This is a genomic window from Streptomyces sp. NPDC028308, assembly GCF_055565855.1.
The window spans coordinates 17,741-43,150 of the sequence record NZ_JBVHTO010000016.1 but is presented as its reverse complement, the minus strand read 5'-3'; the positions used below and the strand labels follow the sequence as shown (position 1 = coordinate 43,150).

Genomic DNA, 25,410 nt, shown 5'->3' with positions numbered 1-25,410 from the left:
GGTCAGAGAGGTGGTCAACGGCGCGTTCGGCTTCCCCGCACGTCCTGGAACCCCGACATCGCCCGGCACTTCCGCCGACGCGCGGGCCCTGTGACCACCTGCCAGGGTGGCAAGGCGCGTAGCTCGTGGCCTGCTCCTGGCGAGTCACAAATGCGTGGGGCGGATCGCCCCACGAGGACGAGAGGGGGGAATCGGAAGCTCTCGCACCGGCGGACCGGCGGACCCGGAAGCAAGCACCAGCGCGCGCCTGTAGGCTCGAGGAGAACGGAGATCCCATGGCCGACAGCCGAGTACACCACCTGTACCGCCTGTCCCGTCGCCACTCCGACCGGAAGGGCGGTCTTCCGCGGGACGGCGTCAGGCGGCACACCACCTCCGCGCGGAAAACGACCGGTCCACTGGCTGCGCCGCCGGCCCAGCATGACGTCCACGAACTCGCGGCGCTGTCACAGGCCCAGCGCGACACCCCGGAGCCAGGCGAGATCCTGCGCCTGGCCATGGACCACCTAGCCGCCGTCGGGCCGTACAGCGCCGAGGCCGGCTACCTCGAGGTGGACGGTGAACTGGCCGCCGTACCGCGGGACGGGCTGATCCACGGCGCGGCCGTGGACCGCCGGGTGCGGGAGCTGGCCGGGCTGGACGGCTCCGTGACCGTACCCGGCAGGCCCTGGGGCCGGGCCCTTGGACTGCGCGGGCTTGAGGGACTCCACGGGTACCTCGTGGTGACGTCCCGCTCCTCGCCCACCGAGGCCGAGCGATTCCTGCTCGCCACGCTCGTCCGGCACACCGCCGCCGCTCTCTCGGCGGCGATCGCATACCGTCGCCGACGCGAGGACGCGCTGGAGCTGCAGCGGCTGAGAGAGGAACGCGCAGTCCTCCAGCAGCTGCTGATCTGCGTCGCGACCGAGCTGGGTTATCAGCGAGCCGTGCACGCGCTGATGTCCCATGCGGCCGCATCGGGCGATGGCGAGGAAGCCATCACCCGTGCACTTCACGAGCTCACGGGACTGCCCGCACTGGTCGAGGACCGCTTTGGCCGGCTGAGGTCATGGACCGGCCCGAACCGTCCCGATCCCTATCCGGAACCAGATCCCGAACGCCAGGACGAGATGCTGCACGCCGTCGCCCGGCAGGCCGGCCCGGTACGGATCAAAGACCGGCTGATCAGCCCGGTCCGCCGGCGCGGCGAGATCCTGGGTGTGCTGGCCGTGGTCGACCCCCGACAGCAAGCCGACGAGCACACCGTGCTCGCACTGGCACACGCCACTGCCGCGCTCGCCCTGGAACTGGCGCACCTGCGCAATCTGGCCGAGGTCGAGCTGAGGCTCCACCGCGAGCTAGTCGACGACCTCCTGGCAGGGACCGGGCGGGCGAGCGCCTACGCACGGTCCGAGGCCGCCGGATACGACCTGCACCGCAGCCACTACGTCGTTGTCGTGCAGTGGTTGAGCCGGGCCGCGGACGATTCCTTCGCGGGCACCGTGGGCCGCGCGGCCGCCGCCGTGGGCATGCGCTCGCTGCTGACCCGACGTTCCGACCACGTGGTGCTGGTAGCCGACGCCAGGCCGCACGCCCGTGCGCTGTACGAGGCCCTCGCCCGGGCGACCGGGACACGGTCCGGGACGATCGGGGTGAGCGCCCCCTCCGACTCTCTGGACGACATCCCCCACCACTACGAGGAAGCGCATCGCGCCATGGAAGTACGTCGTCACTCCCACGAGCGCTACGGCACGACATTCTTCGACGAGCTCGGCCTCTACCGGATCCTGGGACCCGGCAGCGATCACCAGGAACTGGAGACGTTCGTCCACGAGTGGCTCGGGCCGCTCATCGACTACGACTCCCGACACCACACGGTCATGGTGAAGACCCTGTCCCAGTACTTCGACTGCGGTGGCAACTACGACGAGACGGCCGAATCGCTCGCGATCCATCGCAGCACGCTGCGCTACCGGCTCCAGCGCATCCGGGACATCAGCGGCAGCGATCTCGCGAACGTCGAAAACCGGCTGAACCTCCAGGTGGCGACGCGAATATGGAAGATCATCCTGTTAGGGCCGAGCTGATGCCCTGCCGGCGTGCGGGCGGGTATCGCGGCATTTGACGGGCTACGGCACCGCGGTTTCGAGAGAGGCCGATTTCTCGATGACGCCGCCGGCCACACGCACCGGTCCCGCCGCGGCCACACCCCTGCGGTCCGCGTGCGGGGCCGCTCCCGCCGCCGCCTATCGGTGGCCGCCCCGGCCCGCTACAAGACCGGCGAAGCCTCGCGGCTGATCCATCGGCCGAAGGTGTGCGACGCTCAACGCCCTGCAGAAGCTGCTGCGTCCTTGCACCCGCAAGTCCCGAAGCCGCGTGTCCGTTACACCGGCACCATTCAGTCCTGAGAATGCCCCACCGATCCGTCCGGGATCATGTCGGGAGCTTCGAGGCGAGTACGTCGACGGTCTCGATCACGGGCGACACGGTGAACAGCTCCGCTGCCCGCTGCCCGAGCGCCGTGCCCACTCCTCCGGCCAGGTGCGCTTGCCGACCCGCGTCGTCGGGGAACACGTCGAAGATGCCGAACGTGGACGCGTCGAACTGGACGGCGAACCAGGCGCGCGTGTCGGGCTCCTGGTCGACAATCGCTTGAGCGTCCGTCAGAAACTGCGCCACTTCTGATTCCTTACCCGGTTTCGCCTGCACCCGGACCAACAGCCCGACCCGTACCACGGTTTCTCCTTCGGCTGGAGCCCTCATGTCAATTCCTCGACGAATATCGCAGACTAGGGCAATTCGGCCTTCGGGGCGCGCCGATCGGGCGCGCTTCACACGGGCCCGCACAGCGCCTCCGGGACGGCTGCCGGACCGTCCCATTCCATGTATTGCTGGTGTTCCGTGTCATGGCGGTGTCGAGGTACGGCCTGGTCGTAGTCGTCGGAGTGGTGGATCGTTTACGCGTCTTTGACGTGCAGGTCGAGCGGGTCAGGTGTGTGCTCTGGTGGTCTCCCGGCCGCTGGGGAGTGCCGGGCGTAGAGCCTCGTACCGGACGTACGTGCGGCGAGCCCGAGGAGGGGATCGCTGCGCGCCGGTCCGTCGGCCTGCCGAGGCCGGGGCCTACGGCTCCGGGTCCGGGTCCGCCGCGTAGTATCGACCGGTTCCCGCCCCGCAAGGAGTACTGCCCGGTGACCGCCGTCGTCCCGTCCTCGTGCACCACCACCGGCCTGCTGGCGGTGGAACACCTCACGCGCGTCGAGGACGGCGAGCGCTTGCACGCCCTGCTGTGGCGTGCCGGAGCCGACTGGCGGATGATCGGCAGCTCCGTGCTCGGCGGAGGCATCGGGGAACGGTCCTGGGTCCTCAACGCCCAGGTCGCGCACGGCTACCGCCGCGTCGACCCGGACCGGCACCTCGCAGATCTGGCCCGGGACGCCGGAGCGGACGGGCCAGGCGTGGGACTGATGACGGCAGCCGACGTCCGCTCGTGCGGGCGTGCTCGGGACGGCGGGGTGGACGCGCTCGCCACCGTGGGACTCGGGGTGCGCGGGTGGGCCGCATCCCCCGACGACGGCAGCACGGCGCCCCCCGCGCCCGGCACGATCAACATCGTGGTCGCGCTGCCCGTGGCACTGAGCGACGCGGCCCTCGTCAACGCCGTGGCCACCGCCACCGAGGCCAAGGTGCAGGCTCTGCTCGACGCCGGTCACGACTGCTCGGGCACCCCCACCGACGCCGTCTGTGTCGCGGCCCGGGCCCCGGGCCCCGCCGCCGAGGTCCATGCCTTCGCCGGCCCCCGTTCGACCTGGGGCGCCCGCCTGGCACGCGCCGTACACCAGGCCGTGCTCGCCGGCGCCTCCCGTTCCTGACGCACGTTCCCCGCGGCTGCCCCCCGCCCGCTGAGCCTCCCGTCGCGCCCCACCACCCGCAGGCGCACGGTTCACACGTCATCGACCGTTTCCTCGAACTGCACCCGCAGACGACCCAGTTCGAGGTCGCCGAGCCCGTCCCGATGCGCGCCAGCAAGTTCTGAGCATCGACGTACTCGCGCCGGGTCGGGCGGTCAGGATTCAGCCGTCGCCAGCCCACGTGATCCTGAACAACAAGAAGAGCGCATCTTCAGCTGGGCAGCCCGGAGCAAGGTCGAGCTGAGCTTCGCGCCGAGAACGCGCCCTGGGCAAAACCAACTGAAGCGACGCAGTCAGAGGGGTACCCGCTGGGTAGGGCGGCCCGTCGCTGCAGTGGCCTGACCAGCACCGGATCGTCTAGGAGGTCTCCTTGTGGACGGCTTCGATGTTGTTGCCGTCCGGGTCGCTGACGAACGCACAGTAGGCGCGATACTGGCTCCACGAGCGGGGCACGTGCCGGGAGACGCCTCCGGCCGCTACCGCAGCCGCGTGGAACGCGTCCACCGCATCCCGGCTGACCGCCACGAACGCGATGTGCACACCCGTCGTTGCGGAAGCTTCGTCCTCCGAGCGTTCCAGGGACAACGACGGCGTGTCCTGTTCCCGTCTCCAGTACTCGGCGACACCGTCGGCCCGATAGCCGACGCCGATCCCCAGCGCGTCCAGCGCAGAGGTGTAGAACCGTTCGCTGGCGTCAAAATCCGAAGCGAACACCCCGAGATGATGGACAAAGGACTCCAGTGTCTCCATGACACCCGAGCCTACGGAACAACGCGAGCGACACACCCCGCGACGCTCGACACCATCCTGGCGAACCTTCCCGATGAAAACACTCGGTAGCGTTCTCGACGGTGTGCCAGCCAGCCCCACCGCACCCCGCCGCCGATCGGGCCTACCGCTCCGCGCCGGTGCTGACGGATAGGGCCTACCCGTCAGCACCTGCCACCACCAGGAGGTCGCGCACGCCGCCGCGTCAACGTCCTCTGGGCCCTCCTCCGCGACGGACGGCGCTACGAGCCAGCTCCGCCGACAAGGGCTGCCGCATAGGAAGGGACGCGACACGCTGCGCGCGGCCAATTGGCCTGACCGACCCCGTCAGACCAGGCAAAACTCGTTACCTTCCGGGTCTGCCATCACCACGTGATCCGGCCTGCCCTGCAACTCGTCCTCACGGACCACGGTCGCGCCCGCAGTGGTCAACCGCTGCACCGCCTCGACCACGCGCGGCCAGCGCACCTCCCACGGGGTTTCACGGCCGCCACCAACCTGCACGTCGATATGCAGCCGGTTCTTCGCCACCTTCGGCTCCGGCACCTTCAGGAAGGACAAGGTGGGGCCCACGCCATCCGGATCTGACAGGTACGCCCCGTCATCCCACTCGTCCTCCGGAACCTCATGATGCGAGAACCACTCCTCCCAGCTCCCGAACCCTGCGGGCGCGGGCTTCTCCTCGTAGCCCAACGCCAGCGCCCAGAACGCGGCCAGTTTCCCCGGGTACGCACAGTCGATCGTCAAGCTCCACTTGGTCGCCATGAGCCCTCCCCAGTCGAATGAACGGACTGTACCCCGCACCTCCGACACCTCATGCCCGCTACCTCAAGCATGCGCCACGGCTTGACGAACGGCATTAGGAATCGCTGAGGACTGGACGTAGCGTGCGGCCAGGAGCTCGTGGAAGTTCCGCTGGGACGTGGTCGAGCACGCCACGTCCGTTCCGTATGTGCCGGTACGCCCCGGCAGTCCGCTCCCTGAGTTGTTCGCCGCCGTGGTGGCGGCCGCGATGGGCCGGTGCCTCCCGCACGAAACGGACCGCCGCTTGTCGGACCCGAAGGCGGAGCGCGTCCTGGTCGACGCGATCGAGCACGACCGGTGGCGGACGCTGATCCCGACGTTCTTGGGGCAGAGCGCTTCACCGCCGGGCGCCCGGACCGGCGCCCGGTGGGACCGTCCTAGACGTCGCTGTAGTCGCTGCTCGACGGACCAGACGCGCAGCCCACGACGGCACAACTCGGCCTCGCACGAAGCGACGTCCGGCTCAGCTGTAGGGGCTCCAGCGGCCGAAGCGGGCCAGCAGGGCCCGCGCCCCGCTCTCGCCCAGACCGAGCGCCGCCGCGGCTTGACCGAGGTCTGCGTCTCTGCGCGCGTCGTGGGCCGGCCAGTACGCGCTCTGCACCGCGAGGACCTCCAGTCGCCGGGCCGCGCGGATCGCCGCCAGCGGCGAGGACTTCGCGAGCTTCTCGACCTCCACCTCTAGCTGGGCCAGCAGGGCCGTGACGGCTTCCGGGAGTGGCACCGCCGAGCGTTCCACCTCATGGGTGTGCCCGTCCCAGTCCCGCATGCACGTGTCCGCCGCGCTCGCCCCCGTCGTCTGGAGGTCCTGGCCGTCGATCTGCTCCCAGTCCAGGCGCTGCTCGGGCCCGTTCCAGCCACACGAGCACACCCCGCGCAGCGCGGCCGCGCGCGGGCCCTGCCGGGGGCGGCCGTCGTAAACGGTCCACTGCGACACCGCCCGGCCCGCCGCCACCAGAGCTCGCGTCGAAGTAGACCGGGCGCGGGACCGTGCCGTCGTCCAGGTCTCCCGCTCGCCGTCCTCCACAGCCCCGCTCCTTCCCGCCGCGTGCCGCGCCGCCGGGCCCAGGGCGCCGACACGACCATGTCGCAGCCGGGGGGGGACCGCACGCCGAAATCATCGAAGAGATGAACCTGCATCGGGACAGCTGCAGGCCTTGGATACGGGGACGTGGGCATGCGGTCTGCGACGGCGTCACTCACACCGACGGAAGGCGGGCCATGGCCGGCAGGGAGTGGATGGTGACGGCAGTGGGAGGACGGGCACCGGACTTCGTGCCCGCGTGGGTGCAGCTGCTGCTCTTCGCCGTGCCGATGACGATCGTGGCCGTGGTGATGTACCGGCGCAACAAGTCGTAGCGCGCATCGGCAGCATCGGTCACCCGGTCTGCCCAGAGTCCGAGTCTGTGATCCAGCGCCCTTCGGCGGAGTCGTGCACGTACGCCGGCCTCCCCCTGGTCCCGCTCGTGCGGAACGGCTTCCCGCCGTCCGTGATCCGCACCGTCCCCGTACGGTCGCCGGCGCTCCACTCCAGCTCCAGGTACCAGCGGCAGTCGCAGCCCGCCGCCCGCGCGGAGACCAGCAGCTCCTCGGGGTCGGAGGAGGTGACCTTGTACGGGAAGGAGATAGCCGGGATCTTCCGGACCTCGGCGCCGGAGGCGTCAAGGCCGTCGACGGGCCTCGCGAGCGGACGCGGCCGGTCGAGGTCCACGGCGAAGTGGCGCGGGGTGACGGCGCCGCCACAGCCGTTGTCCATCCGGTACGCGTTCCACGGCAGCGGCGCGGCGCGGTCGACCACGCGCACGTACAGGGCGTGGAGGACGACGGCGTCGGACGGCGACCGGCCCTGGACCGTGATCCGCACCAGCGCCTCCCCGCCGTGCACGGCACCGTGCGTCCCGGCCCACGCCCCGGAGTCGGCCGCGACCGGCGGCGGGGCGACCGCACGGGGGGCCCGGTCCACGAGGTAGGTGTGCCCGCAGCCGCCCTCCCAGAGCTGGGAACCGATGCTCCATGTGAAGGGGAGGGGGGCCGCGGTCCGCCCCGGAGCGGTGGAAGCGGGAGCGGGAGCCGTACGGGTGGGGTGGCCGAGTAGGGCGGCGGCGAGGGCGAGCACGACGAGGGCGACGGCGGCGGCGACGAGGAGGGGAGCGGGGGCGCCACGACGGGGGCGAGCGCGGGGCGCCTCAGGCGCGGACGGTTCCGGGGTCGATTCCGGCGCGGCCGACACGGTCGGCACAGGCGTGGACACGGGCTCGGCCGCTCGGCGGCGGGCGCGGTCCGCCTCCGTCCAGGCCGCCTCCAGGGCCCGCCTTTCCTCCTCGTCCGCCCCGCACAGCAGGGCGAGGCGGTCGACCACGGCGAACTCCTCCGGGACGGTCGCGCCCGAGCAGTAGCGGTGGAGGGTGGACGCGCTGACGCTCAGTCGCCGGCCCAGCGCCTCGTAACTCCTCCCGTCCCGCGCCTTCAGCGTGCGCACGAGCCCCGCCAACTCCTCGACGGCGGCGTCCTTCGGCATTCCATCCCCCTCGACCCTGCGTCCCATCCTTCACGTCCTTGCACGTCAGCGGGGGTGGAATGGTTCCGGGACGCTGGTGGGCGCGTGATCGTTGCAGTCGGCGGCCGCCGGCCCCACGCTGGTTGAGCACTGACCGAACGAACGACCCGACGGGGGATCCACCACCATGAACAAGCTCCGCACCGCACTCGCCACGTCAGCCGCTGCCGCACTGGGCCTCGCGGCCCTCGCCACAGCCCCGGCGCAGGCCGCTGCCCAGCCCGCCTTCCTCGCCGCCTCCCAGATGCCGCCGTCGTCGACGCCGTGGAGCGCCACCCAGGTCTTCACCGGCGTCCCGGAGAACGGCGGCGTCCTCTGCGCCCCGTACAAGATCCCGGCGCAGAACACCCGCTACCGCGAGTTCAGCACCGAGCTCGACACCAACGGCGTCCAGGTCACCACCGTCGCCCGTACCGAGGCCGACGCCGTGAAGCTGGTCGACACCCTCCGCGGGGCCCTCGCCGGCTGCGGCGCCCTGCTGGAGCAGCAGAACCCGGGCCTGCACGCCGTCAGCGCCTCCCATGGCAAGCTCGCCGTCGAGGAGGGCGCCTGGGTCTACAGCCTGGACACCGCCGACCCGCAGATCGGCATCTCCGACATCCACCTGTTCTCCGTCGGCCGCGACGGCCGCACCGTCACCCTCGTCCGCTGGGGCCAGATGGGCGACCTCGAGGACGCCCCGCTGAGCGCCTTCCGCACCACGACGAAGACCGCCGTCAACAAGCTCCACTGACCCGGGGGCTCCCCGAGGGCTGACCACAGCTCGAAGCGGCGCGGCCGGAACCCGGGCGCGCCGCTGTCGTGCCTACCTGCTCCACCGACGGCGACCACTTCCTGGCCTTCACCAGCATCGCCTGCACCCTCATCTGCTACCGCAGAACGGGATCGTGGACTCGGGCAAGAAGGTGGCGCCGAGAGCAGCTGCCACCGCCACGGCGAGGATCGCGACGAAGCCGAGGTACTGGCCCAGCATGATCCGGCGGGTGGATCCAGGGTGGCCAGCGCCTCGGGCGAAGAACAGCGCCAGGACCAGGATGTCGTCGATGTTGGTGGCGGCGAACAGGCCGGCTGCCTGCCCGAGGATGCCCAGGTCCACGAGTATCGGCTCTCCTTGGCTGCGGGTGTCCCGGTGCCGCCACCGGCGACCATCCGCTCGGCCACGGCCTCCTGGTCGGTGAACTCGGCCTCCATCAACAAACCGCCGACGTCGTCGGGGGTGAGCCAGCCCCATTCCGGCACCGCCGGGGACAGGGACAGCGGAGTGCCGCCGATCATCACGCGTCCGCTGTCGTCCTGGGCGCGGAACACCTCTTCGGCATCCCACTTCGTGCCACGCGCCGCGGTCGCCCGTTTCGCCCGCCCTTGTGCCGGCCCGTCGGAGTGCTACGGAGAGGTGGGAAGGTGCGGGGAGCGGAGCACGAGGAGGGTGATCTCGCTGGGGGCGAAGACGCGGAACGGCGGTCCCCAGAAGCCGGTGCCGCGGCTGGTGTACAGGAGGGTGCGGGTGCCGTGCCGGCTTAGGCCGGCGAGGGCGGGCTGGTCGATGCGGACCAGGTGGTGGAAGGGCCAGATCTGGCCGCCGTGGGTGTGGCCGGAGAGCTGGAGGTCGATGCCGTCGGCTGCCGCCCGGTCGACGAACTTGGGCTGGTGTGCCAGGAGCAGGACGGGCAGGTCGGGGTCGGCGCCGTTCAGGGCTCCGGCGAGGTGGGCGCGGTGCCCGGCCAGGCCCGAGGACTCGGCCGTGACGTCGTCCACGCCGGCGACCACGAGGGTGTCGCCTCCGCGTTCGAGCAGCACATGGCGGTTGCGCAGCGGCTCCCAACCCAGCTCGTCCATCAGGTCGACCCAGCCCTGGGCCTCGCTGTAGTACTCGTGGTTGCCGGTGACGTACACCCGGCCCCGGGTGGCCCGCACGGTGGCGAGTGGGGCGGCCTGGGCCCGGCGGCGTTCGGCCGTGCCGTCCGCGATGTCGCCGGTGTGACAGACCAGATCGGCTTCCAGGGTGTTCACCGTCTCGCACACCCGTGCCGACCAGCGCGTGCGATCGAGGGGACCATAGTGGGTGTCGGTGATGAGGACGACGCGGAGGCCGTCCAACCCGGCACCCAGCCGGGGGAGTTGCACGTCGAGCCGGCGCACGCGTGGCACGCGGCGGGCTTCGGCGTACCCCCAGGCGAGGAGTACGGCGGTCACGCCCAGGACGGCCCACGTGACGATGCGGGCCCGGTCCTGGCTCTCGCCGACGCCGGCCACGGTCAGGGCGAGCCGCAGCAGGACACCGAGCAGAACGGACCAGGTGAACAGAACCCAGCCGGCGCCCAGCAGGGTGTCACCGACGATCGCCGCCCGGTCCTGCTGGCGCCGGCCGTGGCCGCGCGTCATCGCGAGCGGCATGGCAACGAGGCCGAGGGCGAACAGGGCGGTGCCGACCAGAGTGAGGGGCAACGGCCAGTGCTGGCCGGTGTGCAGGAGCACCCAGCAAGGCACGGTCCACAGCAGGACGGGGGCGATCAGGGGGATGTAGCGCATCAGGCGGTGCAGTCGGCTCTGTCGCGGCACGTGCGCTTCGCTGTCGGCGGGTCGGGTGTCGCTGGTGTCGGTCATGCTTCCCCTCCCTGACCGGGCTGGCGTCTCGCGCACTGTATCCGGTCGTCCTCGGGCCCGCCGGACCGGCGTTCACGGGCGCGGATCCTGGAGCAAGTTGGGGCGGGCTCGGCATTCCGCCGAGCCCGCCCCGCCGACTCCGTACCGGAGCCGGACTCGTGTCACGCCGTCAGCGCTGCAGTGTCAGCAGACCCGGACGGTAGGGCAGGAGGCCGTAGTCGCCACCGGAGTTGGGGCTGCGCCCCTGGTAGAGCAACTGCAGATTGCAGGGATCGACGGTCATGGTCTGATCGGCGCCGGTACGGATCAGTTCGCCATGACTGATGTCGTTGGTCCAGGTGGCGCCGCTGTTGGCCTTGCCGGCGAAGGGATTGCTCTCGGTCGCGGCCTGGGGCGTCCACGAGCCGTTCAGACTGGTGGCCGTGAACGAGCGGAAGTAGCGGCCCTGCGAACCGATCGCCTCGACGATCATGAGGTAGCGGTTCTGGCCCTGCAGCTTGTAGACCTGCGGGGCTTCGAACAGGTTGTTCGTCGTGTCGCTCATGACCACGGTCGACGTCGTGCCGAAGCTGCCCGGGAAGTTCCCGATCGGCATGCTGGCCCGGTAGATCTTGCCGTTGTCACCGGCGAAGAACAGGTACATGTTCGTCCCGTCACCGATGAGCGTCTGGTCGATGGGTCCTGTTCCGGAGCCGGAGATGCTTCCGGAGAAGAGGGTTTGCGGGGACGACCAGCCGTTCGGGTTGGTGGGGTCGCTCGACGTCCGGTAGGAGAAGGCGGTCGCGCCCCACTGGTAGGTGAGCACCCAGATGTTCTTCGGCGCGAAGTAGAAGAGCGTGGGCGCCACGGTGGAAGCCGACATCGTGTTCTGGCCGGCCGAGGCCATCTCCGACCAGTCGGTGAACAGGCTGAAGTTCATCGAACCCCAACTCGTCCCCGTGTCGTGCGTCGTCGCGTAGACGAGTTGCCTGCCGTTGTAGGGGACGACGGTGAAGTCCTTGAGCGAGACCCACCCCGCTTTGGGCTGCGCCAGCGCGCCCGTCGATGTCCAGCGGTATGTCGACGGAAGATCGCACGGGCCGGGGTTGTCGCCGCCGACCTTGACGAGCTGCCACTGCTGGTTGGTGCCGCCCCAGTCGTCGTACTGGACGATGTTCGCGTTGTCGGCGGTGGAGGCGCCCTGCACTTCGAGAGCCTTGTTGCTGTGGCGCGAAACGAGCCGCACGTAGCCGTCCGAGCTGTCGGCCAGCCGCCACTGCTGGTTGGTGGCGTTCAGGTCGGACCACTGGACGATCGATCCGCCGTTCGCGCTGGACCAGTTGTAGACGTCCAGCACCTTGCCCGAAAGGCGGGACTTGATGCGGTAGTAGCCGCCCCCGGAATCCACGAACTGCCACTGCTGCTGGCTCTGATCGTTCCTGGTCCACTGGGTGATGCGGGCGCCGTCGTTCGTCGCCATGTTGTAGACGTCCAGGGCCTTGCCGCTGTTGCGGTTGACCAGCACGTACGAGGCGTTGGGGTCCACGGTCGCCGCGGCGGCGGGCTGAGCGCCGAGGAAGGTGGCCACGAGCAGCAGGGGCGCAAGGAGGGCGAGTAAGTGTCGTAGACGGACCAGGGCGGGATGGCGAAACCACATCAAGGGGGCCTCCATCGGGGGCGGGAAGCGGTGGGCGGGGGAGCGGTGATCCGGATGGACCGCGGAGCGGACGTGCCGGGACAGGGGAAGGCGATCTCGAAAGTTTCGAGAGATTCTCGAATGCTTCGACGGCACAAGCTAGGAATGCGGGGCCTGTCGGTCAAGGCCTAGGGCTGATCTGTCCACAAACAGCGTCTGCCCCTTACGCCTGACAAGCCGTCGAGCCGACCGGACCCGTCCGCAGTTCGGGAAGGTCACTCGCCCATCCGCGGCGCCAGCGCAGGGAAGGGTGGTCGAGTCAGTGGCGCCGCCCGCATTCCCGGCCCGGCCCCGACCTCGCCCTGCGTCGGGTGTCGACAGCGACGCCGGAGTGGATGTAAGGGATCACACTCTCTCGTGCGGTCCAGAAAGTTTCGAGCGAGAAGTCGAAACTTATTTTGCGATGAGTATTGACGACGCCCCGTCAACACTCAATCATCCCTGTCTGGGAAACCGGCCGCAGTTCGGTATATCGAACAACTCTGGCGGCGAGCAATGCCCTAAGAACCGTGTGTGGCACGGCAGACCACGTACAGCCGCAAGACAGTCCAGCGCAGGCGTGACAGATCCGCGCACCACAGCACCTGTGCCACCTGCGCGACAGATCCGCGTCAACGGCACACGCGTCACCCATGTTGTTCCAGTGAAGTGCGTAGCAGCGATAGGCCAGTGGAGATCGTCCGATCCCACGTCCGCGGTGTCCGGTGATCCCGTGCTGCCGCGTTCAGGCCAGACCCGTCCGTCTCCGGACCGAGAGCGGACGACACGTTCCTCTTCGCTTCCGTCCTTCCGTGATGTCCACCTTGGAGGCACAGTCATGGGCTCCTACGCCCTTCCCGGACCCCACATACGCCGGAAGATCCGCGGCCTGCTGCTGGCGCTGGTCGTCGGCGTCCTCGGCGCGGTGACCGTACTGGTCGCGCCGCCGCCCGCACACGCTGCCGAGAACACGCTCGGCGCCGCGGCGGCGCAGAGCGGCCGCTACTTCGGCACCGCCATCGCCTCGGGCAAGCTGGGCGACTCGGCGTACACGACGATCGCCGGCCGTGAGTTCAACATGGTGACGGCTGAGAACGAGATGAAGATCGACGCCACCGAACCGCAGCGCGGCCAGTTCAGCTTCACTGCCGGTGACCGCGTCTACAACTGGGCGGTGCAGAACGGCAAGCAGGTGCGCGGCCACACGCTGGCCTGGCACTCGCAGCAGCCAGGATGGATGCAGAACCTCAGCGGCAGCGCACTGCGCCAGGCGATGATCGACCACATCAACGGCGTGATGACCCACTACAAAGGCAAGATCGCCCAGTGGGACGTCGTGAACGAGGCTTTCGCCGACGGCGGTTCGGGAGCCCGGCGCGACTCCAATCTGCAGCGCACCGGCAACGACTGGATCGAGGTCGCCTTCCGCACCGCGCGCGCAGCCGACCCGGCCGCCAAGCTCTGCTACAACGACTACAACGTCGAGGACTGGACCTGGGCCAAGACCCAGGCCATGTACGCCATGGTCCGCGACTTCAAGCAGCGCGGCGTACCCATCGACTGCGTCGGCTTCCAGTCGCACTTCAACAGCGGCAGCCCGTACAACAGCAACTTCCGCACCACTTTGCAGAACTTCGCGGCCCTCGGCGTCGACGTGGCTATCACCGAACTCGACATCCAGGGCGCCGCGGCCACGACCTACGCCAACGTCACCAACGACTGCCTGGCCGTCCCGCGCTGCCTCGGCATCACCGTCTGGGGCGTGCGTGACATGGACTCCTGGCGGTCGGGGGACACGCCGCTGCTATTCAACAACGACGGCAGCAAGAAGCCCGCGTACACCGCCGTCCTCAACGCCCTCAACGGCGGCACCACGACCCCGCCTCCCCCGGGCGGCGGACAGATCAAGGGCGTCGCCTCCGGCCGCTGCCTGGACGTGCCCGGCAGCAGCACCACCGACGGCACCCAGCTCCAGCTGTGGGACTGCCACTCCGGCACCAACCAGCAGTGGACGTACACCTCCGCCGGCGAGCTGCGGGTCTACGGCAACAAGTGCCTGGACGCCGCCGGCACGGGCAACGGCGCCAAGGTCCAGATCTACAGCTGCTGGGGCGGCGACAACCAGAAGTGGCGCCTCAACTCGGACGGATCCATCGCCGGCGTCCAGTCCGGCCTCTGCCTCGACGCCGTCGCGGGCGGCACCGCCAACGGCACGCTGATCCAGCTCTACACCTGCTCGAACGGCAGCAACCAACGCTGGACCCGCACCTGACGGGACCTGCCACATGCGACAGGGGGAGGTCGATGAAGACCTGCGGTGCGGCTTCCCCCGCCCCCCACGAGTTCTCATATGGACCCGGATCGCCGCCGTGGTGGCGGCGGCCCTCGCGATCGGCATGCTCGGCGTGGTGCATCCGGCGCCCGCCGCGGCGGCGACGGCCATGTCGTTTCAATGACACGCGCGCACCACGGAGTGGAGCCAGGATGATCCTGGCTCCACTCCGTCGACTACTCTCCGTTCGAAGATGCCGCGCGCCCTCGATGCCGAGCCTGGCGAGGGCAGTGGGTAGATGCAGGCGGGCACCCTCGGTGGGACCGGCCTCGTGCCACCGGTCACGTTGAATCGGTTGATCCGTCGGGTTGCCCGGCGTGCAACGTAGACGACGGCGGTCTGCGCCAGTAGGTGACAGCCGGGCAACCGCTTCCGCGCTCTGGAAGAACCCGAGCTTCTTCGGGCTGTACGAGACCAGGAGGTTCTTCGTCTGCTGGTAGTGCTCCAGCATCATCTTGTGGTTCTCGCGGCCGATACCGGACTGCTTGTAGCTGCCAAACGCCGCATGCGCGGGATACGCGTGGTAGCAGTTCGTCCAGACACGGCCGGCCTGGATCGAATGCCCCGCGCGGTGCGCGGTGCCCGCTGTACGTGGTTGGGGGCAGCAGACACGGACGTGTTTCGGGCCGTGGCCTCCGCCACAAGATCCTGAATTTCGCCGGTGACCCAGCACGCGCCGCCGATGGAGCGGGCAGGATCAGGGGAGGACGCCTCACGGGTTGGGCGTACTGCAGGGGGGGGAGGGTGCCCGGCGAAGAAGCGCGGGGTGCGGATCCCGTGGGTCACCGACGCACGCGGGGATCGCTACGACCGGTCCGAGATCGACCGCCAGCCCGCCCCGCGGTACGTGCTGCCCTTGAGGTGCGGCGGCTGCGGGACGCGGGTGAGCGCCAGGCACGGCAACGCCGACAATCCCGACAGCTGCAGCAGCCACTACTTCCGGATCGACCCGCACACCGCGGCCTGCCGGTACGACCTCGACCAGCGCGGCAAGCAGGTCACCGACCAGGCGCCGGGCACGGTAGTGCGCAAGGCTGGCCAGTGGCGGCTGATCTGCCCACCACTGCCCCACGGCGGCACCGCGGACAACAGCCGGTCCCCGGCGGGTCTGCCCGGCCGGGATGCGCCGGCGGGGCGGGGCCGCGCGTGACGAGCAAGCAGGCCGGTGCGGCCATCGCCTCGGCCCGGCGCATCGTGCGAATTCTCAACGACTTCGACCAGGACCCCGACGTCGCCGCCGAGTTCGCCGCCGTCGCGCCCAACGGCCGGCGTAACATCCCTCGGTCTGAGTTCTGCCGCGGCCGCGCGGACGTCGAGCAGCTCGCCCAGGCGCTCCTCCACCGGACCGCCGCCCCTATTCTCCAACCCGTGCGGGGACCCGTCCACACCGCTGGCGCCGCCGGCCGCAACCACGACACGTACGTCGCCCAGTACGTCGCCCGGAATCCCGTTCACATCGACGGCAAGCCGGTACGGCTGCGCGTCGCCGTGCGCAGTATCCAGCCCGAGTGGATCGGAGCAACGGCCCGCTCGGGGCAGGTCCTCGGTTACGGGTACTGGCAGCTCTTCCCTACCGATCCGGGCAAGGCTCTCGGGCAAGGCTGGATCGAGCTGCAGCTGTGGCTGAAGCAGCCCTGGCAGGCCACCCGGTGGGACACTGACGGCATCACCGTCGCCCTCCCTGAACCCCGGACCACACCCAAGCCCGCGCCACTGGCGGAACGCCGCACTTCTCCCCCGCCAGCGACAGCACCTCCAGCACCGCCCCGACCTCGAAGGCCACGCCGCTTCCCGAGGACGACGCAGCAGCTGAATCGGATGCGCCGTTCGAGCCCCACGAAAACGCTCCGCAGCCACCGGCTCCGTCCACTGAGCCGGCCCCTGCGGCCCCATCGCGCCCCGCGGTCGTCGTGCCGCCGCTCCCGCCCTTCCCGCCCTTCCCGCCGCCCGTCCCGGACGCCGGTGAACGGCGAACGAGGTTCGCAAGGTGGCTTGACAGCGCCCGACGCCCACGATGTACCTGAGCCCGCCTCGGACCAACAGAGACCCTGCCGGGCCTCGACGGGCAGCCGTCCACAGAACCGGCGCCCGCTCCCCCACCCACACCCCAAGAGCGTTCCGCAGCCACCGGCACCGCCCACCGAGCCGGCCTCAGCGACCGCTCCCCCGCCACGTCCCCCGGTCGCCGTGCCACCGATCCCGCCGCCCACCCCCGACGCCGACAAACGGCGGTCGAGGTTCGCCGGATAGCTGGACAACGCCCGGCGTTCACGGGACACCTGAGAGGCGACCGCAACGCCAAGAACGGCCCCCAGCCCAGCACTCGCCCGCACAGCCGGGCGCGGTGCGAGGGCGTGAGCGGTCCTCGGTCGAGGTGGTCCGCTGGCGGGGGCTGCTGCCGACCAACGGCTGGACGAGAGGCGCACCGCGCTCGGCGTCCCTGACATTTTCGATGGCGTCGCGGGAACCGCGGTGCTTGAATGCCGCGGTGGTCATGAACGTGGGGGAACTGCTGGCAGCGTACGAGCGCAGCCTGCGTATCCCCGATTCGGCGCATCCGCGATTCGGCACCGTGGTCGAGGGGATCGGACCGCTGACCCTCACGCACTACGGCACCCACTGCATCGTCGATCACCCCGCCCTGGACGCTTCGATGTCGACCGCGCGGCTTGCTTCGCAAGTGCAGCAGTGCGCGGCTGCGCGTGTGGAACCTGTGGAGTGGCGCGTGTTCGCCCACGACACAGAAGCGTCACGGCTGACGGCCTCGCTGGAAGCAGCGGGCTTCACCGCAGGATGGGAGCGCAGTGTCCTGGTCGGCGAAGTCGCCGAGCTCGACTTCGCCCAGCCGCCGCCCGGGTGGGGAATTGAATCGGTCCGGTGGGACGAGGCGCAGGCGCAGCAGGCGCTCGACCTCTCGGCCGGCTCCGGGCCCCACCGGGTCCCCCTGTCGGTCTGGCATGGGATGGGCTCGATCCCGTACTGGGACGTCGATGTCCGCGTGCTGACTCACCGTGGAAGGGTTGCCGCGGCGTGCTGGCTGGAGACCGTTCGGGGCACTGGGTTCGCTGCTGTCGGGGGCCTGACCGCTTCACGTGCCGAACTGCTCGCCAAGCTGCCGTTGTGGCGGTTCCAGCAGCCGGCGAAGGGGTTCCTGGTCGCCGAGGCCGACGGGCAGCTGCGCAGCGCCCTTGTGGACGTCGGGTTTCGGGACGTCACGATGGTCCGGTCCCACCATTGGACCCCGCCAGGCGAGCCCGCTGCGGCCCCGCCCGCGAGGCATTCTCTCCACGACGCCGAGTCCGGACGGATAGCGCGTCGCGGCGAGGCTCGCATCGGCTTCGACTACGCCAGCGGGAGCGGACGGTATACCGCGCCGCTCGACTCGCGCCGTTGGTTCTACGGCATGCTTGACCCCGGCGCTCCGGCGATCTCAGCCGCCGAAGGCGTCATCGAGCGCGGCCTGCGTGCCTGCGTCCGGCCCGGTGAATGGGTCTACAAGTGCCGTCCATATCTCAACGGCTGGGAGTTCGATCCGCACCGCGTCGGCGGCCCGGGACAGCCGCCCTGGCCGGGCAGCGCCATCGCCGACGATGAGTTCCAGTTCCTCCTCACCGCGGACGCCCGCCTCGGCACGTTCGCCCACTACGCCGAACAAGCCCTCGTCGTCTTCGGAGACGACCTCATCGAGCAGGTCGCCAATGACTTGGACCAACTGCTCGGCCACGGCGTCTGGACCTTCGGCTGAGCAATCAGACGACGCCCCGTCACCGATTCCTCGCGAATGTCCTGACTGAGCCGCATTCCGTGCCGTGAACCGGTGGAGCGCATCTCCGCAGAGACCGCGGTCGCACTCGTTGTGCCGGCCCCGGCTGTGCGTCCTCATGTGCCTGCATGGCGATCATGGACTCAAGCTGCGGGAACGCCTCCGTGACGTGACCCCAGACAACCTGGGCTGTCGTCGCGTTTGCGGGCCTCGACGTAGAAGACATAGTGCGCGGGCTCCATGCCGACGCCGACGGCATGGGCAGGCCTGCGGCGGCACAGGTGAGCATCGCGTAGCCAGGCTGCCAGACGCTTAGGAAACGACGAGACTGGCCCGATCGCTGGCGCGCCGAACGCTGCGGCTGCCCGGTGCCGCTTCTACACGGGTACCCGCGCCCTGTGCAAGCGGTCGAAGGAGCACAGCGTCAGGAGTCGCGGGCGGGCTGGGTGGCGCCGGGAACGGCGGTACGGCCGTGCGATGAGTTCTCGGAACCAGGACGGTCTACCTCCAGTGATGAACGGATCAGACTGCTCACCGCGAAGGCGACGGAAGGTCGCCACCAAGGGGACGGCACAGTGACCAAACGTTTGGGCAGGGTGACCTGCGATCTCTCGATCTCTGTCGACGGGTACTCGGCCGGGCTCAACCAGACCGAGCAGCGCCCGTTCGGCGACGACGCTGGTGATGGCTGGGGCGAGAGGCTGCACGCGTGGATGTTCGAAACCCCGGAGCAGCGGCAGGCCGAACTCGACCGGCTGGCGGCGGTCGGCGCCTTCATCATGGGGCGCAACATGTTCGGCCCCGTGCGCGGCAGGTGGGATCGGCAGTGGAAGGGCTGGTGGGGCGACAATCCGCCGTACCACGCACCGGTCTTCGTGCTCACCCACCACCCGCGCGACCCGCAGCCGATGGACGGCGGCACCACGTTCCGCTTCGTCACCGACGGCATCGAATCCGCACTGCAGCAGGCCCGCGACGCGGCAGGAGACCGCAACGTATCGATCCACGGGGGCGCGACCACCATCAACCAGTACCTCGCCGCAGGCTTGATCGACGAGCTGCGGCTCCACATCGTGCCGTTCACGCTCGGCGCCGGCACACGGCTGTTCGACGGAGTGCCGTCTCTGAATCTTGAACAGGTGGAGTCTCGAGCAGCGAACTCGGTCACACACGTGACCTATCGCGTGCTGTCCTGAGAGAACGGCGGTGTCGCTCACAACTGCCGCCGTGACCCGTACACACGGATCCCACCGCGTGCTGCATCGTGCGGGACGTGGGAGGCCCGCGCAGTAGTAGTGACCAGGGCCAGTCCGTCGCACGGCGTACCTATCGCAGTGCGGTACGTGCGCGGCAGCTGTCACCGACGACCAGGGCCGGGAGCAGACTGGGGCTGGCACGCTCCTGGTGCTCGGGCCCGTCCTGCTCGGCATGCCGGTCTGATGCACACAGCTCACGCCGTGCGTCCGCTGGAAGTCGAACTTTCGTTCCACACCGATGCTCACAGGCCGGACCCTTGCTGGGTTCGCGGGCACCTTCGCCGTGATGCGCCCCGGTCATGGGCCAGGGAGCGGGCTTGGGCCGATGCGCACTGCTGGCAGCGTACCCGCGCGCGATCAGGTCCGGGGGCTGGTGGTCATCGAAGACATCTGCGGAACCGCTCTTCCGAGCTGCGACACTCTGCGCGTGAACTATCCCGCGACAGACCTGCTGTCCTCTGACGAACGCGCCTTCATGATCAAGGAGAACTCGATCAGGTCGCGGGCGAGGTAAGGGGACCGGCGTTCGAGCGCGTCGGCGGAGGCGAGCGTGTCGCTGGTCATCACCAGCGGCCTCCGGATCCGCCGCATCGAGCTGCGCGAGGCCACCGCGGCGGGCTCGGACGCGGAGTACCGCGAGGAGGACTTCCGGTGCACTCCGCCGTTGTGTGCCCCGCGTCCACCGGGGTCTTCTCGGAAGGCCAGGTCAGTCCGGGTCCCCGGTGGCCTGAAGGCGGCGCAGGGCCAGGATCAGATTGCCGCTGCCGAGCGTCGCGAGGGCGGCGACGCCCCACAGGGTCGCCGTGACACCGGCCCGGTCCAGCACGGCGCCCGCGGCCAGGAAGCCCAACGGCCCGGCCAGGGCGCTGATCGTGACCACGGCCTGCAACACCTTGGGCCCGAAGCCGTCCGGCAGCCGGGCGGAGAGCAGGCCCATCAGCGGCGCGTTCGCCAGGGGTGCGGCGGCCGATGACAGGCCGACGGCGATGACGAGCACACTGGCTGGTACGGGCACCAGGAGCGTCCACAGGGGCAGAGCGACGCAGACCAGGGCCGTGCAGGCGAGTCGTACGGGGGCGACCCGTGCCGCCAGCACATAGGCGGCCACCGAGCCCACCAGGCCACCGGCGCCATGGGCGGCGATCAGCAGGCCGCCGACCCTGGCGTCCCCTTCGAACCGGGCGAACGCCAGCACCGGCATGGTGATCATCAGGGTCCGCAGCATCAGCCCGAACACCACGGTGGACAGCATCGCCCGGCTCAGGAACCAGTCGCCGCACAGATACCGCGCCCCCGCCCACAGACCGCGGGGGCCGGCCGCGGACCCTCCCCCGCCACCCCCTGCCGGGACGCGGTGCAGCAGCAGCAACCCGGAGAAGGCGAACGTGGCCGCGTCCAGCCATACCACCGATGTGGTCCCCACCAGCGGGATCAGCGCGCCCGCGAGCGCCGGTCCGGCGAACGCCGAGCCGTTCTGCACGCCTGCCAGCGCGCTGTTGGCGCGGGCCAGAGAGCGGGCGTGCGGGCTCAGCAGTTCCATCGCCAGCACCCGCTGTGCCGCGTGGTACGGAACGGCCAGCGTCCCGAGCGCCACGACGATCGCCATGAGGACGGCCAGATTGAGCGCGCCCAGTGTCTGCAGCAGCGGGATCAGCGCCACCACCGGAGCACGGGCGAAATCGGAGACGGCCATGGTCCGGCGGGCGCCCAGGCGCTGGATGACCTCTCCGCCAGCGAAGCCGAGCAGCGCCATGGGCAGCACCTGGGCCGCGAAGACCAGGCCCGCCCGGGTGGCCGAGCCGGTGGTCTCCAGCACCAGCCAGGGCAGCGCGAGCATGGTCATCTGGGTGCCCAACGCCGTCACCGCGCCCGCGACATAGACCGCCGTCAGCGCACGGTTCGGCCTGCCACCCGGTGTGCCGTTCGGCGCTCCGCCGGGTGGGACGGGGGCTGCGCCGGGCCGGGTCGCCGCGATCGTCATCGGGTCGCCCCTTTCTCCTCGGTGGGTCCGGGCCATGTGGTCGCCCCCGCACCCTGTCGCCCGCACACCGTCCGGTGCCAGGGAAGGTCCGGCAGTGGCTCACTGCCGGTGCCGCTGCGCTTTCTTCCCTGCCACGCAGCCCGCCCGTCCGGCAGTGTGATGGCCGTCGGAGCCCACCACAGCCAAGGCCACCGGCGGCGGAAGCGGACACCAACGAAGGGAGGGACGGCGATGAGCGGCGGTATCGGAACAGCGGTGCACGTCCCGTCCTTCGCCGCCCGCGACGGACGGCGAGCGGTCGAGACCCGGTATGTGGACGGTCTCCCGCAGATCGTGGCCTGGGATCTGTCGACGGGTCAGCGCCGCCGGGCGACCACCGCACCGCTGGGTGTGGAGACCGCCGCCATCGAGCCGGACGGCCACGGCCTGTGGTGGTTCGACGCCGCTCCCGGCGGTCAAGGCCGCTGGCTGCGCGGGCCGTTCGAGGGCGGGCACCCGCGCCCGGCGCTCGACGGCGTACCCGCCGGGCGGATGCACGGTCTGGCCTTCGACCCCCGCAGCGGCCTCGCCGCCGTCGGCGTCGGGGTCGCGGACCGCTCGCGGTACTACCTCGGCCGACCGGGCGAGCGTGCCCGCCTGGTGGCCGAGCAGCCCGGCTATGCGGCAGTGGTGGGCCTGGCCCCCGGCGGCCGACTGCTGGCCACCGCGGGATGCGCGTCCGGACCGGCCGCGGTCCGGCTGTGGTCACCGGCCTCCGGCGTCCTCGTGGACGCCATCCCCGGCGCAGCGGGGGACGGCGACGGCGGCGCGGTGTGGGCGCTGGGCTTCCGCCCGGACCTCACCACCGCACGGCCGGAACTGCTGCTCGTCCTCGAACGCGCGGGCCGCTACACCCTGGCCTTCTGGCGGCAGGGCGAGGGGATCCGTACGCACGGTCCCGGCTCCGCCCTCGACTTCGATACGGAGATCACCGCCTGCTGGTACGGGCCCGGCCGCACGGCGCTGGTCCAGCAGGACCGGGCGGGACGCAGCCGCCTGCTCCGCGCCGACCTCGACCGCGGTACGACGACGGTGCTTCCCACGCCCGAGGGCACGATCATCGACTTCTCCTGCGCACCCGACCGCACGGTCCACTGCCTGTGGAGCCGCGACGGCGAACCGTCCCGGCCACTGGTCTGTCACCCGGAAAGCCCGCACAGCTCGGGACCTGCGGAGCACTCGGAACCCCCGGAACGTCCCGACTGCTCCGGCCGCTCGACGACGGCGTCACGCGGCACGGCGCCCGGCGGAACGACCGGATCCAGGCGCCGCGAGCTGTGGACACGTCGGCCCTACGGGCAGATCCACAGCTTTGTGGCCACCCCGCCCGGCCGCAGGACGGGCCACCGCCCCTGGCCGACGGTCTTCCTCGTCCACGGCGGGCCCCACACCCACGACCGGGACGCCTATGACGCCCGGACCGAGGCCCTGGTCCGGGCCGGATTCGCCGTGGTGCGCACCAACTACCGCGGCTCGACGGGCTACGGCCCCCGCTGGCGGGACGACTTCGGCCACCGGGTCGGCCTCGCCCAGCTCGAAGACCTCGCCGCGGTGCGCGGCCACCTCATCGACGCGGGAGTCTCGGAGCCGGGCCGTACCGGTCTGTGCGGTTACTCCTGGGGCGGCTATCTGACGCTGCTGGCGATGGGCGTCCAGCCCCGGCTGTGGGACGTCGGGCTGGCCGTCGCCCCGGTGGCCGACTACACGGCGGCGTACCGGGCGACGACGCCGGCGCTGCGGGAGGTCGACGACCGACTCTTCGGCGGCACCCCCGAGCAAGTGCCACACCGCTATCGCGCGGCCTGCCCGATGACCTATGTGGGCCGCGTACGCGGCCCGCTCTTCCTCGCCGCCTCGGCGGACGACGAGAAGTGCCCTCCGGAACAGATCGAGCGCTATCTCGCCGCGCTGCGGCACCGCGACGTCCCGCATCGCGTCCGGTGGCTCGGTGGCGGACACGACGTGGGCCGTGACCCAGCCGGACACGCCGCCGCCTGGGCCGCCATGGTGCGCTACGCCGACGACACGCTGCGCGCCTCCCCCAGAACCGCCGACCGCCGCAACAGCGGGCGGACCGGCTCGCACCCCCCCGTCCACCACACCGAAGAAAGGTCAACCCCATGAAGCGTCACGGACTGCGCATCGACCCCATCGGCGCCACCGAGCGGGAGCGCGGGCTCATCATTCCGCCGGACACCCATGCCGCCCTGGACAAGGCGGTCCCGGTCCAGCCGAAGGCCCCGGCGCGGACCTGCACCACCCGCGCGAAGAAGAACACGGAGAAGAAGTCGCCTCTGCAGTGAGTCCAAGCAGCGCCGTAGCGGGGGGCCAGGCCCGGCACCCCGCCGCGGCGCCGGCCGTACCGGTGAGGACAGGAAGACATCATGACCGCAGCTACGGCAGCACCCCGGACGAACAGTCCCGGGCCGGAGAGGCACCGGCCGGACAAGCGCGAGACGACGGAACCGCGCCAGAACCCGCCGACGTTCCTCAGCGACCCGTACCCGACCCTGGCCAGGATGCGGCGATCGGCCCCGGTCTCCGTGCTGCACAGCGACGGCGGCCTGCGGCTGTGGATCATCCCGCGCTACGTCGATGTCCGGGCCGCGCTCTTCGACCGCCGCTTCGCGCAGGATGTGCGGCGCGCCCAGGCCCTGGCCGACAGCCGGGTCGAGGGCGTGAAGCTGGGCACCGAGGTCACCCATATGCTCAGCAGCGATCCGCCCGACCACACCCGCCTCCGCCGTGTGGTCCAGGCGGCGTTCAGCCGCAAGCGGGTCGAGGCGATGCGGCCGATGGTCGAGCGCATCACCCTCGAACTCCTCGACGGACTGGACGCGGCAGCCGCGCGCCACACCACCCGCACCACCACCGCCACGGTGGACCTGATACGTGACTTCGCCTTCCCGCTGCCGATCCTCGTCGTCTGCGAACTGCTCGGCTTCCCGCGCGAGGACCGCGACCTCTACCGGAAGTGGTCGACCGCCATCGTCACCCAGGAGGGCGACCACGCGGCGTTCCTGCGAGCCGTCCAGGAGATGGGCTCGTACGTCCTGGCCATCGCCGACCGGCGTATCCGCCGCAATGACCGTCCCGCCGATCTGCTCACCGAGCTGCTGGCGGCCCGCGAGCGCGGGGAGCTGACGGACGACGAGATCGTGGGCATGGTCGCCCTGCTGCTGATCGGCGGGCATGAGACCACCGTGAACCTGCTGGGCACCTCCTGCCTCGCGCTGCTGCGCGATCCCGGCCAGGCCGCCTGGCTGCGAGCCGATCTCACCCGGATGCCCAGGGCCGTCGAGGAGTTCCTGCGCTACGACTCCCCCATCTGTATGGCCACCACCCGCTTCACCACCGAGCCGGTGGACGTCGGCGGGGTGCAGATCCCGCAGGACGAGTTCGTGCTGCTGTCCCTCGGCGCGGCCAACCGCGACCCGGCGCGCTTCCAGGACCCCGACCGCCTCATCCTCGACCGCCGGGACGGCGGCCATCTCGCCTTCGGCGGTGGCATCCACCGCTGCCTCGGAGCCCTGCTCGGCAAGCTGGAGACCGAGATCGCGCTCACCGCGCTCCTCGCCCGCTTCCCCGGAACGACCCTGGCCTGCCAGGAGCGCGACCTGCGCTGGCGCAACACGATGATGCTGCGCGGCTTGGAGGCGCTGCCCCTCACCCTGCGCCGCTGACCCCGCCCGCACCGTCGCGGCCTGAGCCGGGTCGGTCAAGGAGAACGGGACACGGGGTGCGCAGGTGGAACTGCGCCAGACGTAC

At 70.6% G+C, this 25,410-nt stretch carries 22 protein-coding genes and 2 pseudogenes; 13 read left to right on the top strand and 11 right to left on the bottom strand.

Annotation, left to right across the window (positions count from 1 at the left end; all coding sequences use genetic code 11):
- Positions 1-275 precede the first annotated feature (275 nt).
- Both ACZ4VA_RS33625 and ACZ4VA_RS33620 read left to right on the top strand, forming a co-directional pair.
- Complete coding sequence (locus ACZ4VA_RS33625; RefSeq protein ID WP_468083738.1) at positions 276-2,066, top strand: PucR family transcriptional regulator; 1,791 nt, start codon at positions 276-278, stop codon at positions 2,064-2,066.
- A 64-nt stretch (positions 2,067-2,130) separates the two neighbouring features.
- Positions 2,131-2,291, top strand: a pseudogene (locus tag ACZ4VA_RS33620) (IS630 family transposase); the annotation flags it as partial.
- Between the two features lie 121 nt (positions 2,292-2,412).
- On the opposite strand, the gene ACZ4VA_RS33615 reads toward ACZ4VA_RS33620, so the two are convergent.
- A complete protein-coding gene (locus ACZ4VA_RS33615) occupies positions 2,413-2,658 on the bottom strand; it encodes a putative quinol monooxygenase (protein ID WP_452924927.1) in 246 nt (81 codons plus the stop codon).
- A 509-nt stretch (positions 2,659-3,167) separates the two neighbouring features.
- Between ACZ4VA_RS33615 and ACZ4VA_RS33610 the strand changes: the two genes are divergently transcribed.
- A complete protein-coding gene (locus ACZ4VA_RS33610; protein WP_468083736.1) occupies positions 3,168-3,848 on the top strand; it encodes an adenosylcobinamide amidohydrolase in 681 nt (226 codons plus the stop codon).
- A 396-nt stretch (positions 3,849-4,244) separates the two neighbouring features.
- Here the strand turns inward: ACZ4VA_RS33610 and ACZ4VA_RS33605 are convergent, their stop codons facing one another.
- The 3 genes from ACZ4VA_RS33605 to ACZ4VA_RS33595 all read right to left on the bottom strand — a co-directional run bounded on the left by ACZ4VA_RS33605 (position 4,245) and on the right by ACZ4VA_RS33595 (position 6,483).
- Entirely contained in the window at positions 4,245-4,637 is a 393-nt protein-coding gene (locus tag ACZ4VA_RS33605; protein ID WP_389392798.1) for a VOC family protein, read from the bottom strand.
- Between the two features lie 345 nt (positions 4,638-4,982).
- Positions 4,983-5,420, bottom strand: a complete 438-nt coding sequence (locus ACZ4VA_RS33600) for a VOC family protein (protein WP_326757429.1) — start codon at positions 5,418-5,420, stop codon at positions 4,983-4,985.
- Between the two features lie 502 nt (positions 5,421-5,922).
- Entirely contained in the window at positions 5,923-6,483 is a 561-nt protein-coding gene (locus tag ACZ4VA_RS33595; RefSeq protein WP_468083734.1) for a hypothetical protein, read from the bottom strand.
- A gap of 194 nt (positions 6,484-6,677) precedes the next feature.
- Here ACZ4VA_RS33595 and ACZ4VA_RS33590 point away from each other — a divergent pair, with 194 nt between their 5' ends.
- Positions 6,678-6,815, top strand: a complete 138-nt coding sequence (locus ACZ4VA_RS33590) for a hypothetical protein (protein ID WP_356174617.1) — start codon at positions 6,678-6,680, stop codon at positions 6,813-6,815.
- A 19-nt stretch (positions 6,816-6,834) separates the two neighbouring features.
- On the opposite strand, the gene ACZ4VA_RS33585 is transcribed toward ACZ4VA_RS33590, so the two are convergent.
- Positions 6,835-7,974 carry a helix-turn-helix domain-containing protein gene (locus ACZ4VA_RS33585; protein ID WP_468083732.1) on the bottom strand — a complete coding sequence of 380 codons (1,140 nt, stop codon included), beginning with the start codon at positions 7,972-7,974 and terminating at the stop codon, positions 6,835-6,837.
- Between the two features lie 166 nt (positions 7,975-8,140).
- Here ACZ4VA_RS33585 and ACZ4VA_RS33580 point away from each other — a divergent pair, with 166 nt between their 5' ends.
- Positions 8,141-8,746: a hypothetical protein gene (locus ACZ4VA_RS33580; protein ID WP_389392796.1), complete on the top strand. Its 606-nt coding sequence runs from the start codon at positions 8,141-8,143 to the stop codon at positions 8,744-8,746.
- Positions 8,747-8,875: 129 nt separating this feature from the next.
- Here ACZ4VA_RS33580 and ACZ4VA_RS33575 read toward each other — a convergent pair whose 3' ends face one another.
- The 3 genes from ACZ4VA_RS33575 to ACZ4VA_RS33565 form a co-directional block, all read right to left on the bottom strand.
- Positions 8,876-9,109, bottom strand: coding sequence for a hypothetical protein (locus ACZ4VA_RS33575; protein ID WP_468083730.1), 234 nt, complete (start codon positions 9,107-9,109; stop codon positions 8,876-8,878).
- A 287-nt stretch (positions 9,110-9,396) separates the two neighbouring features.
- Positions 9,397-10,617 carry a metallophosphoesterase gene (locus tag ACZ4VA_RS33570; protein WP_468083728.1) on the bottom strand — a complete coding sequence of 407 codons (1,221 nt, stop codon included), beginning with the start codon at positions 10,615-10,617 and terminating at the stop codon, positions 9,397-9,399.
- A 169-nt stretch (positions 10,618-10,786) separates the two neighbouring features.
- Positions 10,787-12,253 carry a non-reducing end alpha-L-arabinofuranosidase family hydrolase gene (locus tag ACZ4VA_RS33565; RefSeq protein WP_468083892.1) on the bottom strand — a complete coding sequence of 489 codons (1,467 nt, stop codon included), beginning with the start codon at positions 12,251-12,253 and terminating at the stop codon, positions 10,787-10,789.
- Positions 12,254-13,109: 856 nt separating this feature from the next.
- Between ACZ4VA_RS33565 and ACZ4VA_RS33560 the strand changes: the two genes are divergently transcribed.
- Entirely contained in the window at positions 13,110-14,543 is a 1,434-nt protein-coding gene (locus tag ACZ4VA_RS33560; protein WP_468083727.1) for an endo-1,4-beta-xylanase, read from the top strand.
- Between the two features lie 13 nt (positions 14,544-14,556).
- On the top strand, positions 14,557-14,727 hold the full coding sequence (locus ACZ4VA_RS33555) for a hypothetical protein (protein WP_356174664.1): 171 nt from the start codon (positions 14,557-14,559) through the stop codon (positions 14,725-14,727).
- A gap of 258 nt (positions 14,728-14,985) precedes the next feature.
- Here ACZ4VA_RS33555 and ACZ4VA_RS33550 read toward each other — a convergent pair.
- Positions 14,986-15,195: pseudogene (locus ACZ4VA_RS33550) on the bottom strand (aldehyde dehydrogenase family protein); the annotation flags it as partial.
- A 174-nt stretch (positions 15,196-15,369) separates the two neighbouring features.
- On the opposite strand from ACZ4VA_RS33550, the gene ACZ4VA_RS33545 reads away from it, so the two are divergent.
- From ACZ4VA_RS33545 to ACZ4VA_RS33535, 3 genes are all read left to right on the top strand, one after another.
- On the top strand, positions 15,370-15,753 hold the full coding sequence (locus tag ACZ4VA_RS33545) for a hypothetical protein (protein ID WP_468083725.1): 384 nt from the start codon (positions 15,370-15,372) through the stop codon (positions 15,751-15,753).
- Between the two features lie 1,344 nt (positions 15,754-17,097).
- Entirely contained in the window at positions 17,098-18,348 is a 1,251-nt protein-coding gene (locus ACZ4VA_RS33540) for a DUF2716 domain-containing protein (RefSeq protein ID WP_468083890.1), read from the top strand.
- A gap of 593 nt (positions 18,349-18,941) precedes the next feature.
- On the top strand, positions 18,942-19,562 hold the full coding sequence (locus ACZ4VA_RS33535) for a dihydrofolate reductase family protein (RefSeq protein WP_468083723.1): 621 nt from the start codon (positions 18,942-18,944) through the stop codon (positions 19,560-19,562).
- A gap of 492 nt (positions 19,563-20,054) precedes the next feature.
- On the opposite strand, the gene ACZ4VA_RS33530 is transcribed toward ACZ4VA_RS33535, so the two are convergent.
- Positions 20,055-20,279, bottom strand: coding sequence for a hypothetical protein (locus tag ACZ4VA_RS33530; RefSeq protein WP_468083898.1), 225 nt, complete (start codon positions 20,277-20,279; stop codon positions 20,055-20,057).
- Between the two features lie 49 nt (positions 20,280-20,328).
- Positions 20,329-21,603, bottom strand: a complete 1,275-nt coding sequence (locus ACZ4VA_RS33525; RefSeq protein WP_356174597.1) for an MFS transporter — start codon at positions 21,601-21,603, stop codon at positions 20,329-20,331.
- Between the two features lie 231 nt (positions 21,604-21,834).
- Here ACZ4VA_RS33525 and ACZ4VA_RS33520 point away from each other — a divergent pair, with 231 nt between their 5' ends.
- The 3 genes from ACZ4VA_RS33520 (at position 21,835) to ACZ4VA_RS33510 (ending at position 25,325) form a co-directional block, all read left to right on the top strand.
- Positions 21,835-23,766: a prolyl oligopeptidase family serine peptidase gene (locus ACZ4VA_RS33520; protein ID WP_468083721.1), complete on the top strand. Its 1,932-nt coding sequence runs from the start codon at positions 21,835-21,837 to the stop codon at positions 23,764-23,766.
- Positions 23,763-23,945 carry a hypothetical protein gene (locus ACZ4VA_RS33515; protein ID WP_355795061.1) on the top strand — a complete coding sequence of 61 codons (183 nt, stop codon included), beginning with the start codon at positions 23,763-23,765 and terminating at the stop codon, positions 23,943-23,945. Before ACZ4VA_RS33520 ends, ACZ4VA_RS33515 begins: the two co-directional genes overlap by 4 nt.
- A gap of 81 nt (positions 23,946-24,026) precedes the next feature.
- A complete protein-coding gene (locus ACZ4VA_RS33510; RefSeq protein ID WP_468083718.1) occupies positions 24,027-25,325 on the top strand; it encodes a cytochrome P450 family protein in 1,299 nt (432 codons plus the stop codon).
- The last annotated feature ends 85 nt before the right edge of the window (positions 25,326-25,410 follow it).

Bases quoted from the DNA above. Each gene is read 5' to 3' on its own strand.
- ACZ4VA_RS33580 (WP_389392796.1), top strand. From the start codon at position 8,141: ATGAACAAGCTCCGCACCGCACTCGCCACGTCAGCCGCTGCCGCACTG.
- ACZ4VA_RS33625 (WP_468083738.1), top strand. From the start codon at position 276: ATGGCCGACAGCCGAGTACACCACCTGTACCGCCTGTCCCGTCGCCAC.
- ACZ4VA_RS33520 (WP_468083721.1), top strand. From the start codon at position 21,835: ATGAGCGGCGGTATCGGAACAGCGGTGCACGTCCCGTCCTTCGCCGCC.
- ACZ4VA_RS33600 (WP_326757429.1), bottom strand. From the start codon at position 5,420: ATGGCGACCAAGTGGAGCTTGACGATCGACTGTGCGTACCCGGGGAAA.
- ACZ4VA_RS33585 (WP_468083732.1), bottom strand. From the start codon at position 7,974: ATGCCGAAGGACGCCGCCGTCGAGGAGTTGGCGGGGCTCGTGCGCACG.
- ACZ4VA_RS33565 (WP_468083892.1), bottom strand. From the start codon at position 12,253: ATGTGGTTTCGCCATCCCGCCCTGGTCCGTCTACGACACTTACTCGCC.
- ACZ4VA_RS33555 (WP_356174664.1), top strand. From the start codon at position 14,557: ATGCGACAGGGGGAGGTCGATGAAGACCTGCGGTGCGGCTTCCCCCGC.
- ACZ4VA_RS33525 (WP_356174597.1), bottom strand. From the start codon at position 21,603: ATGACGATCGCGGCGACCCGGCCCGGCGCAGCCCCCGTCCCACCCGGC.
- ACZ4VA_RS33570 (WP_468083728.1), bottom strand. From the start codon at position 10,617: ATGACCGACACCAGCGACACCCGACCCGCCGACAGCGAAGCGCACGTG.
- ACZ4VA_RS33560 (WP_468083727.1), top strand. From the start codon at position 13,110: ATGGGCTCCTACGCCCTTCCCGGACCCCACATACGCCGGAAGATCCGC.
- ACZ4VA_RS33605 (WP_389392798.1), bottom strand. From the start codon at position 4,637: ATGGAGACACTGGAGTCCTTTGTCCATCATCTCGGGGTGTTCGCTTCG.
- ACZ4VA_RS33540 (WP_468083890.1), top strand. From the start codon at position 17,098: ATGAACGTGGGGGAACTGCTGGCAGCGTACGAGCGCAGCCTGCGTATC.
- ACZ4VA_RS33515 (WP_355795061.1), top strand. From the start codon at position 23,763: ATGAAGCGTCACGGACTGCGCATCGACCCCATCGGCGCCACCGAGCGG.
- ACZ4VA_RS33590 (WP_356174617.1), top strand. From the start codon at position 6,678: ATGGCCGGCAGGGAGTGGATGGTGACGGCAGTGGGAGGACGGGCACCG.
- ACZ4VA_RS33510 (WP_468083718.1), top strand. From the start codon at position 24,027: ATGACCGCAGCTACGGCAGCACCCCGGACGAACAGTCCCGGGCCGGAG.